The organism is Streptomyces coffeae, assembly GCF_016741875.1.
Taxonomy (GTDB): Bacteria; Actinomycetota; Actinomycetes; order Streptomycetales; family Streptomycetaceae; genus Streptomyces; species Streptomyces coffeae.
The window spans coordinates 465,373-479,192 of the sequence record NZ_JAERRF010000001.1 but is presented as its reverse complement, the minus strand read 5'-3'; the positions used below and the strand labels follow the sequence as shown (position 1 = coordinate 479,192).

The window sequence follows — 13,820 nt, the reverse complement described above, 5'->3', positions numbered from 1 at the left end:
TTCTGAGGTCCGCGATCGCCCGCGATGGTCTAGCCGTGGCCGTAAGGAGGGTACTGCTGGCCCGGCTGACCGGGCGGCGGCGGGGGCATCTGCGGGGTGCCGTACGGCGGCTGTCCCTGCGGCGGGACGCCGTACGGCGACGGGCCGCCCGCCCCATAGCCCGGACCGCCCATCGGCGCCACCTGCGGGGGCAGCGCCGCACGCTGCTCCTGCATGGCGGTGATCTGGCGGACCAGCAGCAGCGCCAGGACCGCCGCCGCCATCAGGATCACGGCCGCGAACATATCGAAGGCGAGGATGTCATGCAGACTCTCGACGTCGTCCTTCGCCTCCGACAGGGAAGGGGAGTAGTTGTCACTCTCCACCTTGTTGCGGAGGGCGGAGTAGCGGATGTTGCCGATGCCGTTCGCGACCATGGCGACGATCCAGGTGACCCACCAGGCGTTGAGCAGCCCGCGGTTGGCCGCGGCGGGGCCCTGAGGGGAACTGGCGCGCCAGATGTCATTGGCGATCTGCTTGGGGAACCACAGGTTCACCACCGGGGTGAACCAGGCACCGGCCGCCCAGCCGGTGCTGAAGCGGTGCCCGCCCGGCGCGAAGACCTCGGCGTTCAGCCGCAGCTTCCGGAACCAGACGGCCCAGACCACGGCGATCGCGAGGGTGAGCAGCATAAAGATGACCCAGGTGCCGAGGAAGAAGTCGTCCGCGTCGTCCAGGTCCCGCTGCGTGACCATTTCCCCGTCGAGCATGTCACCGATGACGCTCCACTGGCCGCCCCGGCCCACCAGCACCAGAATCAGCGCGGGCAGCGCCAGGCTGAACAGCACGGTGAGCGTGGTCGCGAGCCCACGGCGCAGATCGACACCTCCGGCCGGCATTCCGGCCGCGGGTGCGACGGGGTAGCCTCCGGGCGCCTGCGGCTGCTGATACTGCTGCTGGAATGTGCCACATGCCGCGCAGCGTCCGTCGGGCCCGACGGCGACAGCGCGGCAGTTCCCGCACGGATACATTTTGAGTCCCCCTGGGGACGTGGCCCGCACCAGGCCACGCGCGAAGTTAAGCAATTGACCGCGCCCACGGCGCGGACCTGCACGTTACGGGCATTCGCCCGGTCGCGTCCAGAGCCGAAGGGCCCCCCGGACGCGCTCCGGGCACCCGAGGTTTCATCCCCACCACAGGTGTGACGTATTCGAGGCATGCGACGCTGTAGGGAGTGAGGGCTCCACGCGGGCCCACGCTGGACGGCGGCCGGGGCCTCTCCTGTGGGGGGTGGCGGCCCCGGCCGTCCTTCCTCCTCCCGCGTCTCAGACGCCCAGCCGATCAGCGAGCTTGGTGAAGTCATCCCAGCTCAGCGGCGGCTTTCCGGGATCCCACAGCCGTTGGGCAAGCGCCGCGAGCGGCAGCCGGATGCCGTGGGCGACCTGCGCCTGGGTCTGTGCCCCTGGCTGGTCGGACCAGACCGCGAAGCGCGCGCCGAGCACCCGGTCGGGTCGGGTCAGCTCCTTGTCGGCGACGGGCTTGGTGCCGCGCAGGGTCCCGGGTGTCCACTGTTCGTAGATGCGTTCGCCTGTGGGGTAAAAGAAGCTGTTGGGCTCGCCGAGGACGTAGTAGAGGTACTCGGAGTTGAGATTGACCACCTTCCGGCCCTCGCTCAGATACTCCTCCGGCTGCCGGGCGGGCCACTTCAGCCGCCCCGTCCAGTACTCGACCTCGATGTTCCGGTCGGGGGTGACCACACCCCCGGCGAAGAAGCCGTCGTTCCACGCCTTGGGCTGCTTGCCCAGCGACCGCGCGACGGCCGCCCGGTCGTTCAGCCAGCCGGTGGCCAGGTCCTGGACCGTCGCCTGGGGTCCGTACTTCCGCTGGGCGGCGGCGGCCAGCTGCGGGAACGACGCCTGGGGGTCCTTGACGGTGAGCGCCAGATACTCATCGGCGCCCAGATGCCAGTAGCGGCCGGGGAACAGCGGTGCGTACTCGCGCATCAGCTCGTCCACGATCCGCGCGGCGCCCGGATCGGAGATGTCCACGGCGCCCATGAACCGGGTCCCGGAGGCGTTGCGCAGCTGGAGCTGGGGGTGGGCGTCGATGATCGCGCCAAGGTGGCCGGGCGAGTCGATCTCGGGGATGACGGTGATGTGCAGCCGCTGGGCGAGGGCGACGATCCGCCGGACCTCGATCTTGGTGAGATGCCGCTCGGCGACGATCTCGGGGTGGGTGGTGCTCTGGAGGCGGAACGCCTGGTCGTTCGAGAAATGCAGCCCGAGCTGGTTGAGCTTGAGATCGGCCATCTCGCGCAGCCGTGCCTCGATCCACGAGGCGGAGTAGAACTTGCGCGCGATGTCGAGGTTGAGGCCGCGCTGGGCGCGGGCGGGCCAGTCGTGGATCACGCCCGCGGGGACGCGGTCGCCGGAGCGCAGCGCCTGTTTCACGGTGCGGGTGCCGTAGAAGACGCCGGTGTCGTCGGCGCCGGTGATCCGGGCGCTGCCGTCCTTGACGGTGAGGGTGTAGCCCTCGCGGCCGCCGCGCTGTCCGTGTTTCAGCGCCAGGGAGAGATCGCCGCGGTGGGGCTTGCCGGAGACGGCCTCGATGTCCAGCTCGTCGGCGATCATCCGGGCCTCGTCGGCGAGCGGGCCCTTGAGGTTGGCCACCACCCGGCTGTTGTCGCCGGGCCGCCAGCCGGATCCGGTCCCGGGGGCGAAGTCACGGACCGAGGGGATGGTGCGGGGCGGGCGGGAGTGCGTCGTGCCGGGCGCCGAGGCCGAGGGGGACTCCGAGGGCGAGGCGGCCGGGGAACCGGACGGGGAGGATTGCGTGGGTTGCTGACAGCCGAGTGCTATGAGGACGAAGGTGGCGGCGGCACCGGCGACGGTGCCGCGGACGCAACCGGCCCGGGTGACTCTCCGGGGCATCCTCATGGCGCAAACCTCCCGCCTCAGGCGAAATCCGCCCTGCGCCTCGGCATCTCGTCCACTCCCTTCGACAAAACGTCCCCGTACGGGTGAATTTACGCCCTCTGCGGCACACCGGCCTGTTCACCTCGTTAGCGTGTACTGCTCACGCCCCCAGCACAGGCCCCTCATGCATCCCCTCAATGTCATGCCACCCCCTTGAACCGCTCGCCTCATGTGCCCCAGCCACGCGCGTCCAAGGAGCCCACGCTGTCCAGGTCCAGGTCCCGTGACGCAGTCCACAGCCTCGACCGGCTGAATGCCGCCACCGCCGAGGCGGCCGAGGAGGCGCTGCTCGCATGCTGCGGCAGCCGCCGCTGGGCACGGCTGATCGCGGCCCACCGCCCGTATCCGGATCGGGAGGCGCTGCTCGCCGCCGGGGACGAGGCCAGCTACGACCTGACCCCCGACGATCTGGACGAGGCATTGGCCGACGAGGCGATGGTCGGCCATCCGCTGCCGGCCGCCGACAGCCTGGGCACCCTCGCCGCTCACACCGCGCTGCGAGCCGCTCACGCCGAGTACGAGCGCCAGTTCGGCCATGCCTTTGTGATCTGCCTGGACGGCCTGAACCCCGACGAGATGCTGGACCGGCTGCTCACCGGGATCCGCACCCGGCTCGGCAATGAGCACGAGACGGAGCGGAGCAACGCCGCGGAGGAACTGCGGCGGATCGCCCGTGGGCGGCTCGCCCGGCTGACCCGGGAGCAGCCGGTTTGCCGGGAATCATGCGGTTCCGGGCCCCCTGATCGGCCGTACGTGCCCCTTTGATCACACCTCCGTGCCTCTTTGATCACACCTGAGCACCCCCGGGCGGAGGATCCGACAACACGTCGCTACGATGGCCAGGGCCGGTGGACCGTACCCGGCCGGGCCAGACCGACAGTGAAGCCGGCAGGCCCCAATCCCCGCTTCCGGAGGGTTTTCCGTGCCGGCTGGAACGCTGTATCGCGGCCGGGAAGGTATGTGGTCCTGGGTGGCTCATCGAGTCACCGGCGTCCTCATCTTCTTCTTCCTGTTCGTACACGTCCTGGACACCTCGCTTGTCCGTGTGTCCCCTGAGGCGTACGACGACGTGGTCGCGACGTACAAGAATCCCATCGTGAACCTGATGGAGTACGGCCTCGTCGCCGCCATCCTGTTCCACGCCCTCAACGGCCTGCGCGTCATCGCCGTGGACTTCTGGTCGAAGGGCCCGAAGTACCAGCGCCAGATGCTGTGGTCCGTTGTCGGTATCTGGGTCGTGCTGATGGCCGGGGCCTTCTACCCCATCCTCCAGCACAGCCTGCGCGAACTGTTCGGGAGCTGACCCATGTCCGCCGAGACCACCACCCCCGCGAACGACGCGGTCAGCGCGTACGACGTGGATCACCCCGCCCCGGTCATCGAGCCGCCGCGGGCCCGCACCCGTAAGACGCCCAAGGCGACCCGCACCAACTTCGAGATGTACGGCTGGCTCTTCATGCGCCTGTCCGGCATCCTGCTGGTCGTCCTGGTCCTGGGCCACCTGCTGATCCAGCTGGTCCTCGACGGCGGCGTCTCCAAGATCGGCTTCGCCTTCGTGGCGGGCCGCTGGGCCTCGCCGTTCTGGCAGGCATGGGACCTGATCATGCTCTGGCTCGCCACGCTGCATGGCGCGAACGGTCTGCGCACGGTCATCAACGACTACGCGGAGCGGGACAACACCCGCCTGTGGCTGAAGGGGCTGCTCTACACGGCGGCAGGATTCACCATCGTGCTCGGCACTCTGGTGATCTTCACCTTCGACCCGAACATCCGCTAGGCCCCGGGGCTGAGGTATCCACTCATGAAGATCCACAAGTACGACACCGTCATCGTGGGCGCCGGCGGCGCCGGTATGCGCGCGGCCATCGAGTCGACCAAGCGCAGCCGCACGGCGGTGCTCACCAAGCTGTACCCGACCCGCTCCCACACCGGCGCCGCCCAGGGCGGTATGGCCGCCGCCCTCGCGAACGTCGAGGAGGACAACTGGGAGTGGCACACCTTCGACACGATCAAGGGTGGCGACTACCTGGTCGACCAGGACGCCGCCGAGATCCTGGCGAAGGAGGCCATCGACTCGGTCCTGGACCTGGAGAAGATGGGCCTGCCGTTCAACCGGACCCCGGACGGCACCATCGACCAGCGCCGCTTCGGCGGCCACAGCCGTAACCACGGCGAGGCCCCGGTGCGCCGGTCCTGCTACGCCTCGGACCGCACCGGCCACATGATCCTCCAGACGCTGTACCAGAACTGCGTCAAGGAGGGCGTGGAGTTCTTCAACGAGTTCTACGTCCTGGACCTGCTGATGACCGAGGTCGACGGGGTCAAGCGCACCGCCGGTGTGGTCGCCTATGAGCTGGCCACCGGCGAGCTGCACGTCTTCCAGGCCAAGGCCGTGGTCTTCGCCTCCGGCGGCTGCGGCAAGTTCTTCAAGGTGACCTCCAACGCCCACACCCTCACCGGTGACGGCCAGGCGGTCGCCTACCGGCGCGGGCTGCCGCTGGAGGACATGGAGTTCTTCCAGTTCCACCCGACCGGCATCTGGCGGATGGGCATCCTGCTGACGGAGGGCGCCCGTGGTGAGGGCGGCATCCTCCGCAACAAGGACGGCGAGCGCTTCATGGAGAAGTACGCGCCGGTCATGAAGGACCTCGCCTCGCGTGACGTGGTCTCGCGCTCCATCTACACCGAGATCCGCGAGGGCCGCGGCTGCGGTCCCGAGGGCGACCACGTCTTTCTGGACCTCACCCACCTGCCGCCGGAGCAGCTGGACGCCAAGCTGCCGGACATCACCGAGTTCGCGCGCACCTACCTGGGCATCGAGCCGTACACCGACCCGATCCCGATCCAGCCGACCGCGCACTACACGATGGGCGGCATTCCCACCAACGTCGAGGGCGAGGTGCTGTCGGACAACGACACCGTCGTCCCCGGCCTCTACGCCGCCGGCGAGGTGGCCTGTGTCTCCGTGCACGGCGCCAACCGCCTGGGCACCAACTCGCTGCTCGACATCAACGTCTTCGGCCGCCGCGCGGGCATCGCCGCCGCGGAGTACGCCGCCACGGCCGACTTCGTCGAGCTGCCGGAGGACCCGGCCGGGCTCGTCCACGACCAGGTGGAGAACCTGCGCGACGCCACCGGCACCGAGCGGGTCACCGAGATCCGCAAGGCGCTCCAGGAGACCATGGACAAGAACGTCATGGTCTTCCGCACCGAGCAGACGCTCAAGGAGGCCGTCGAGGAAATCGGCCACCTCCGCGAGCGCTACAAGAACTGCAGCGTCCAGGACAAGGGCAAGCGGTTCAACACCGACCTGCTGGAGGCCATCGAGCTGGGCAACCTGCTCGACCTGGCCGAGGTCATGGCGATCTCCGCACTGGCCCGCAAGGAGTCGCGCGGCGGTCACTACCGCGAGGACTACCCGAACCGCGACGACGTCAACTTCATGCGTCACACCATGGCGTACCGCGAGGTGGGCGCGGACGGCGCGGAGTCCATCCGCCTCGACTACAAGCCGGTCGTGCAGACCCGCTACCAGCCGATGGAGCGTAAGTACTGATGAGCACCCCCACGCTTGAGAAGAACGCGGAGGCTCCGGAGGCGAGCGACGCCACTGCCTCGCACCTGATCACGGTCACTTTCCGGATCCGGCGCTTCAACCCGGAGATCTCGGACCAGGCGGTCTGGGAGGACTTCCAGTTCGAGATCGACCCCAAGGAGCGCGTCCTCGACGGTCTCCACAAGATCAAGTGGGACCTGGACGGCACGCTGACGTTCCGCCGTTCCTGCGCCCATGGCATCTGCGGCTCCGACGCCATGCGGATCAACGGCCGCAACCGGCTGGCCTGCAAGACGCTGATCAAGGACATCAGCCCGGAGAAGCCCATCACGATCGAGGCCATCAAGGGCCTCACGGTCCTCAAGGACCTGGTCGTGGACATGGAGCCGTTCTTCCAGGCGTACCGCGATGTGATGCCCTTCCTGATCACGACGGGCAACGAGCCGACCCGGGAGCGCCTCCAGTCCGCCGAGGACCGCGAGCGCTTCGACGACACCACCAAGTGCATCCTGTGCGCCGCGTGCACCTCCTCGTGCCCGGTGTTCTGGAACGACGGCCAGTACTTCGGCCCGGCGGCGATCGTCAACGCGCACCGCTTCATCTTCGACTCGCGTGACGAGGGCGGTGAGCAGCGGCTGGAGATCCTGAACGACAAGGACGGTGTCTGGCGCTGCCGCACCACCTTCAACTGCACGGAGGCCTGCCCGCGCGGTATCGAGGTCACCAAGGCCATCCAGGAGGTGAAGCGCGCGCTGATCACGCGTCGCTTCTGACCTCCACGGTCGCGCACCGTTCGCGGCGAGGGCCCCGCACTCCGGAAAGGGAGCGCGGGGCCCTCGCCGCTTCCCGGGCTCCGTCTGCGCCTGTCTCTTTCTGGAGGCCGCCCCATCCCGCGCCGCGGGAAACCGGAGTGAACGTCCGCGCTCCGTTCCGGCCCAGGACGACCGCCCCCTTCCGGACACGGGCCGCATTCGCCGCGTCTCCCATTGAGCAGACGCCGAAGTCCGGGCGTACCTCCTGTGGGAAAGCCGTTGGGCGTGTTGTGGAGCAAGGGGTGAGACCATGACCAGCGCGGACCAGCCCGTTTACGGGGCGCAGGCCGTACGACCCGATACCGACCGCCGTCCGCTGAGTGAACTCCTCGACCGCGTGGGCCGTTTGGAGCCCGGCCGGGCGTCCAGAATCGGGCTGAGGCTGCTCGATGTCCTCGACGCGGCCCATATCAAGGGCATGACGCACGGCGATCTCAACCCGGCGCGGCTGCTGCTCCTGCCCGACGATGAGATCGTGCTCAGCGGCTTCGGCCCCACCGGCACGGATCCCTCCCGCCCGGTCACCGACCCCGCGTACGCCTCCCCCGAACAGGTGCGGGGCGACGGCGGAACCCCCGAATCCGATCTGTGGTCCCTGGGCGCGATCCTCTTCGTCATGGTCGAGGGCCATCCGCCGCACCCCGACTGGAGTGGTCTCGACGCAACCAAGGCCGGGCCGCTCACCCAGGTGATCCAGGGACTGCTGCGCACCGACCCCCAGGCGCGGCTGACCGAACCGCTGGTCCGGCAGGCGCTGGCTCGGGTGGTGAACCATGACCAGCCCGCCGATGCGCGGACCATGGTGCGGATCCCCTGGCTGCACGGCACCTGTGAGGCGCTGTGGCCGAGAGGGCACCGTCGCGAGGGGCGGAAGGCCCTGCCCAGGGCGGCGTTGGCGGCCGGGCTGGCCCTGGTGTCGGTCGCCTCGCTGGTGGCGCTCGCCGCGAGCGGCGCGCTGACCGCGGGCGACAGCCGCGCCTCCGGCCCCACCCGTTCCGCGGCCCCGCCGAACGGGGCGCAGCCGATGCTGCCGCGCGAACCCTCCCCCTCGAAGCCGTCGCCCACCGCCCCGCCGTCGCCCACCGCCCCGTCGTCGCCCGCCGCCCCGTCGTCGCCCGCCGATCCCACCGATCCGGCCACACCTTCCGATCCGCCCGGCACGGGCGGGGGCGGGGGTGGTGGCGAGCCCACGGGATTCGTCCGCTTCACCGCCGACGCCGAGGGGTTCTCCATCGATCTGCCCAAGGGCTGGAAGCGGGTGGAGAGCGGCTCGCGCTTCCATGTGAAGTTCGCGCCCGAGGACGAGGACGACAGCCGGGACCTGGTGGTCACCTTCGGCAAGGGCCGCGAGGACGACGACCCGGTCGAGGTCTGGAAGAGCCTGGTGCCGTCGCTGGAACAGCTCTCGCCGGGCTTCCAGCGGGTCGACGACATCCGCAGAGTCGACTACCGCGACTGGAAGGCGGCGGACATGACCTGGTCCTCGGCCATCGGCGGCGATCCGTTCCGCACCGTCGGCCGCGGCTTCCTCGTCGGCGGCGGCCGCGGTTTCTCCATCCGGTGGACGACCCCGGCGGACGAGGCGGACTCGGCGGAGAACAAGCAGGCGCTGGACATCATCCTGAACTCCTTTGAGGAGACCAAGGACTCCACCAAGGACTCCAAGGACTGATCGCCGCCGCCCCTCGGCGGGGATCAGGCATGGACCTCTATACACCCGGTGTATACACATCGCGTATAGTGCCGTGCATGCCTCAAGCGCACCTCCTGCCCATCAAGACGGCCGCCGCAGTCTTCCCGCTGCTCGCCCTGGTGTTACTGCTGCCGACCGCCGTGGTCCTCTACCGGCGCCACGGCGTCATCTCGCAGGGCCGGACGCTGTCGCTGTGCGGCTTCCTCTACTACGCGCTCACCGCCTGCTGCCTGACGGTCGTTCCGCTGCCGCGCCGGACGGCCGACATGTGCACACGGTTCAGCGCCTTCGCCCAGCCCCAGGCGATACCGGGGAACACCTTCGCCGACATCTGGAAGGAGGCCCACCACAAGGTCACCCCCGGCGCGCTGGTCCTCCAGAACCCCGCCGTCGCCGGAGCCCTGCTCAATCTGCTGCTCCTGGTGCCGCTCGGCGTTTTCCTGCGCTACCACGTCCGCTGCGGACTGCGGGCCACCACCGCGGTCGGCCTGGCGTCCTCGCTGTTCTTCGAGCTGACCCAGTGGTCCGGGGTGTGGGGGCTCTACGACTGCCCGTACCGGCTCTTCGACGTGGACGATCTGCTCACCAACACGGCGGGCGCGGCGGTCGGTTGGCTGCTCGCCGGACCGCTCATCCGCGTACTGCCCCCGCTGGAGACCCTGGACGGCCGGGCCCTGGCGCTCCGCCCGGTGCCGTTCGGGCGGCGGCTGGTGGCGCTGATCGTCGATCTGACGGGGTTCCTGGTGGTGGCGGGCGTGTCGGGCCAGATGCTCGCGTACGGGGACCCGGGGGGCGAACTGTGGGTGGCGGCCGGGCTGTTCATGCTGTGGTTCATCGTCCTCCCGCTGAGGACGGGCGCGACACCGGGGAAGCGGCTGTTGCTGCTGCGGCTGGAATCCGCCGACGGCGGCCCGCTCCCCCTCGGACGGCTGGCCGTCCGCTCGGCCCTCCTCGGGGCCGCGGCGCTGCCGGTGCTGGCAGGGATGGCGGTGGCCGCGGCCGTGCTGACGTCCGCGTCCGCCATGCCCGGAGTGACCGAGCTGACCGGCCTGTTCACGGCCGCCCACCAGTCGGGCGGGGCCGAGACCGTGGCCCGGGCGGCCTTCGCCATCGCCCCGAGCGACCTCCTGATCGCCCTGACGGCGTTCGCCCTGGCCCTGCGCTACGGTCTGCGCACCCTGCGGGACCCGGCGGGGCTGGCCCCGCACGAGCGGGTGTCGGGGGTGCGTACGACGGCGTTGCCGCATACGCGGGCGGTGTTGCCGGATACCCGGGCGGTGTTGCCGGATACCCGGGCGGTGTTGCCGGATACGCGGGCGGTGGGGGCGAAGGCGGCCGGAGGTCCGCCGCCCCGGCTCCCCCTCCCCGTCACGCCTCCCCTCACGCGTGACGCGATGCCAGTTCCACGACCGTGACGTCCGGCGGCGCCCCGACCCGCACCGGCGGCCCCCAGGCCCCGGCGCCACGGGTGACGTAGAGCTGGGTGTCGCCGTAGCGCTCGAGCCCGGCGACGGTCGGGTTGGCGAGCGCCGCGACCAGATCGCCGGGCCACATCTGCCCGCCGTGCGTATGGCCGGAGAGCTGGAGGTCGACACCGTGGTCCACCGCGTCATGGATCACCACGGGCTGATGCGCCAGCAGCACCGAGGCCCGCGACCGGTCGCGGTCCCCGAGCGCCCTGCCGAAGTCCGGCCCCTCGCCCTCGTCCTCCCCCGCGATGTCGTTCACCCCGGCGAGATCGAAGCCGGGCAGTTCGGTGCGCTCGTTCTCCAGCGGGCGCAGGCCCAGCTCACGTACGTGATCGACCCATTGGCGGGCGCCGGAGAAGTACTCGTGGTTGCCGGTGACGAAGAACGAGCCGTGCCGGGCCCGCAACCCCCGCAACGGCTCGGCGGCCGGCCCCAGATCCGCCACACTGCCGTCCACGAGATCGCCCACGACGGCGATGAGGTCGGGGTTGGTGCGGTTGATCGCCTCGACGACCCGCTGGGTATGGGCGCGGCCCAGGATCGGCCCGAGGTGGATATCGCTGACCACGGCGATCCGGAACCCGTGCGCCCGCCGCGGCAGTTTGGCGAGCGGCACGGTGACCCGCTTCACCCGCGGCCCCCGCAACACGGTGGCCGCCCCGTACCCCACGGTCCCCACCGCCACAGCAGTGGCCCCGAGCGCAATCGCCCGCGCAACAAACAACCGCCGCGCCCCGCCCCGCTCCGCCGCCCCCGCCCCGGGGGTGGTGGGGGCGTCGGAGGCCGCGGGGGTTTCCGGGCTGCCGGGGATGCTGGGCGCGCCGCCGGGTGATCCCAGGTGACCGGGAGCGGCGGGCGTTCCCGCGGTGGCGGGGGTGACGGAAGTCCCCGAACGGCCCGGGACATCAGGACCACCGGAAGCGGCGGGGGTTTCCGACGCGGCGGGGGCGGCGAAGGCGCCGGGCGCGCTGGACGGTCCCGGGTGGCCGGGGGCGGCGGAGGCGCCGGGCGCTCCTGCGGCAGTGAGGGCGCCAGGCGTACCGGGAACATCCGACGCTCCGGGGCCACCGGGGACGTTGGCGGTGCCGAGGCTCTCCGGGGTGCTGAGCACCCCGTCAGCGGCGCCGGGCGTACCCGATACGACCGGGGCACCGGACGTACCGGGGCCTTGGGGCACGCCCGGTGCGTCGATCGGTGCGTCGATCGGTGCGTCGATCGGTCTAACGGCCCCCGCCACCGCAGACGTGCCGTCGGTCCCCTCCTCCCCGCCGGATGGCGCGACGCGTAGCAGGACCGGGCGCAGAACCTCGCCCACCAAGAGTGCGAGGGTCAGATAGAGGACCAGCGCGAGCCACAGGTAGCCGGGCCAGGCCAGCGCGCGCTGGAGCGCGAAGGGCGCTCCGGCGCGTCCCGCGATCAGCGCCCCGAACGTCGTCAGCGGCAGCACGAACGCCGCCACCGTGCCCGCCCGGCGGGCGAGCCCGCCGGGCGCCGTCGTGTCGCGGACCAGCCGCCGCCACAGATACCAGTGCACCCCGGCCAGCAGTCCGACGACGGCCAGTGCGATCAGGACGAAGAGCACGACCATCCCCGGTTTTCTCCCCTTTTATCCGGCCGTAACGGCTGGCGAACGACTACTCCGAGGTGTCCTTCCTGCGCAGAGCGCGCAGACCACGCAACCCGATCACCCCGATAGCCGTCCCCAAAAGAAACGAGGTGATCGCGAGCAGCAGATGCACCCAAAAGTACGCGGTGGGATCACCGGCGTCGTCGAAGGCGAGTCCGCTGCTGTCCTTCCACAAATTTTTGACAAAGGTGAACCAGATGACCCAGCTCCAGACCCCGAAGGCGAGCAGGAACCAGGACACGGGGCGGCTGAGCTTCATGGTCTCCAGTATGGGCACATCCCCCGACACCTCCACGCGGGGGTCCGACGCCCATACGACGGCGGTCCGGTCGCATGCGATAGCGACGGCGGGTACGTTCACCAACGTGCCGACATGTTCATATGCCTACACGCCCCCCACGCGCCCCTCTGTCCCTGCGCGCCCCTCTGCCGCCACGGCCGCCCCCGCTTCCCGGGCCGCCAGACGCCGTACCGCCGTACCGCTGACCGCCGCCGCCGTCCTCCTGCTGTCCGGCCTGCTCCCCGCCGCCCCGGCGTTCGCCGACGAACGCTCCGGCGGCGCCGATGGTCCCGATGCCGTGAAGCCCCCCGCCCAGATGTCCACGATCGGCGGAAAGCAGCTCGGCCGCCCCGGCACCCAGGTGGATCCGAAGGCGGGCGCGCCGCGGCTGCCGAAGGAGCTCAGCGGGCGGTCCTGGGTGGTGGCCGACGCCGAGTCGGGCGATGTGCTGGCGGCGCACAACGCCCACTGGCAGCTGCCGCCCGCGAGCACCCTGAAGATGCTGTTCGCCGACACCGTGCTGCCCAAGCTGCCCAAGAACCAGACCCACAAGGTGCTGACGTCGGACCTGGCGGGCATGGGCGAGGGCAGCAGCCTGGTCGGGGTCAAGGAGAACTACACCTACTCGGTGCACGACCTGTGGCTCGGCGTCTTCCTGCGCTCCGGCAACGACGCGGTGCATGTGCTGTCCGCGATGAACGGCGGCAAAGCGAAGACCGTGCAGGAGATGCAGGCGCACGCCCGCCAGCTGAACGCCCGTGACACCCACGTCGTCACCCCGGACGGCTACGACGAGAAGGGCCAGGTCAGCAGCGCGTACGACCTCACGCTCTTCGCTCGCTCCGGACTCCAGAAGGCGGACTTCCGGGAGTACGCCTCAACGGCGAACGCGAAGTTCCCAGGGGAGTTCAAGAAGGGCAGGGCAGGCAAGAAGACCCGCGAGAGCTTCGCGATCCAGAACACCAACCGGCTGCTGACCGGCTTCGGCATCCCGACCTACAAGGGCATCGCCGGGGTCAAGAACGGCTACACGACGCATGCGGGCTCCACCTTCACCGGGGTCGCCCAGCGCGGCAAGCGGGTGCTGCTGGTCACCGTGATGAATCCGCAGAAGTCCGAGCCGAACGAGGTCTACAAGGAGACCGCGAGGCTCTTCGACTGGGGGTTCAAGGCGGCCGACTCGGTGAATCCGGTCGGCACCCTCGTCCGGCCGGGCGAGGCGGGCGCCGGCCAGGACGGGACCTCCGCGCACGGGAAGGACGAGCACACCCAGGCGTCGGTCTCCTCGGGTCACGGCGGGTCGGGCAAGTGGACCGCGATCGGCATCACGGGCGGCACGCTGGCGCTGCTGGCCGCGGTGGCCTACGCGGTGCACCGCCGCTGGCCGCTGCCGGAGCTGGTGCGGCGCCGCGGCCGCGGCTGAGCACGG

General features: G+C 70.4%; 12 protein-coding genes. 8 read left to right on the top strand and 4 right to left on the bottom strand.

Annotated features, from left to right (window positions below):
* Nucleotides 1–29 precede the first annotated feature (29 nt).
* Complete coding sequence (locus JK363_RS02125) at nt 30–878, bottom strand: DUF4328 domain-containing protein (protein ID WP_236075479.1); 849 nt, start codon at nt 876–878, stop codon at nt 30–32.
* A gap of 426 nt (nt 879–1,304) precedes the next feature.
* A complete protein-coding gene (locus tag JK363_RS02120; protein ID WP_201870752.1) occupies nt 1,305–2,915 on the bottom strand; it encodes a beta-N-acetylhexosaminidase in 1,611 nt (536 codons plus the stop codon).
* A gap of 192 nt (nt 2,916–3,107) precedes the next feature.
* Between JK363_RS02120 and JK363_RS02115 the strand changes: the two genes are divergently transcribed.
* The 7 genes from JK363_RS02115 (at nt 3,108) to JK363_RS02085 (ending at nt 10,430) form a co-directional block, all read left to right on the top strand.
* The gene (locus JK363_RS02115) at nt 3,108–3,719 is read left to right on the top strand and encodes a 2-oxo-4-hydroxy-4-carboxy-5-ureidoimidazoline decarboxylase (RefSeq protein WP_372444694.1); all 612 of its coding nucleotides are present in this window, start codon (nt 3,108–3,110) and stop codon (nt 3,717–3,719) included.
* A 157-nt stretch (nt 3,720–3,876) separates the two neighbouring features.
* Complete coding sequence (gene sdhC / locus JK363_RS02110) at nt 3,877–4,257, top strand: succinate dehydrogenase, cytochrome b556 subunit (protein WP_201870751.1); 381 nt, start codon at nt 3,877–3,879, stop codon at nt 4,255–4,257.
* 3 nt (nt 4,258–4,260) lie between these two features.
* The gene (locus tag JK363_RS02105) at nt 4,261–4,731 is read left to right on the top strand and encodes a succinate dehydrogenase hydrophobic membrane anchor subunit (protein WP_201870750.1); all 471 of its coding nucleotides are present in this window, start codon (nt 4,261–4,263) and stop codon (nt 4,729–4,731) included.
* 24 nt (nt 4,732–4,755) lie between these two features.
* Nucleotides 4,756–6,510 carry a succinate dehydrogenase flavoprotein subunit gene (gene sdhA / locus JK363_RS02100; protein WP_201870749.1) on the top strand — a complete coding sequence of 585 codons (1,755 nt, stop codon included), beginning with the start codon at nt 4,756–4,758 and terminating at the stop codon, nt 6,508–6,510.
* On the top strand, nt 6,510–7,283 hold the full coding sequence (locus JK363_RS02095; RefSeq protein ID WP_201870748.1) for a succinate dehydrogenase iron-sulfur subunit: 774 nt from the start codon (nt 6,510–6,512) through the stop codon (nt 7,281–7,283). Before sdhA ends, JK363_RS02095 begins: the two co-directional genes overlap by 1 nt.
* Before the next feature lie 289 nt (nt 7,284–7,572).
* A complete protein-coding gene (locus tag JK363_RS02090) occupies nt 7,573–8,994 on the top strand; it encodes a serine/threonine kinase C-terminal domain-containing protein (protein WP_201870747.1) in 1,422 nt (473 codons plus the stop codon).
* A gap of 77 nt (nt 8,995–9,071) precedes the next feature.
* A complete protein-coding gene (locus JK363_RS02085; RefSeq protein WP_201870746.1) occupies nt 9,072–10,430 on the top strand; it encodes a VanZ family protein in 1,359 nt (452 codons plus the stop codon).
* Here JK363_RS02085 and JK363_RS02080 read toward each other — a convergent pair.
* Together JK363_RS02080 and JK363_RS02075 are read right to left on the bottom strand one after the other, a co-directional pair.
* Nucleotides 10,396–12,072: a metallophosphoesterase gene (locus JK363_RS02080; RefSeq protein WP_201870745.1), complete on the bottom strand. Its 1,677-nt coding sequence runs from the start codon at nt 12,070–12,072 to the stop codon at nt 10,396–10,398. The genes JK363_RS02085 and JK363_RS02080 overlap by 35 nt on opposite strands.
* A 46-nt stretch (nt 12,073–12,118) precedes the next feature.
* On the bottom strand, nt 12,119–12,370 hold the full coding sequence (locus JK363_RS02075) for an SCO4848 family membrane protein (protein WP_201870744.1): 252 nt from the start codon (nt 12,368–12,370) through the stop codon (nt 12,119–12,121).
* Between JK363_RS02075 and JK363_RS02070 the strand changes: the two genes are divergently transcribed.
* Nucleotides 12,369–13,814, top strand: a complete 1,446-nt coding sequence (locus tag JK363_RS02070) for a D-alanyl-D-alanine carboxypeptidase family protein (protein WP_372444693.1) — start codon at nt 12,369–12,371, stop codon at nt 13,812–13,814. The genes JK363_RS02075 and JK363_RS02070 overlap by 2 nt on opposite strands.
* Nucleotides 13,815–13,820: the final 6 nt, after the last annotated feature.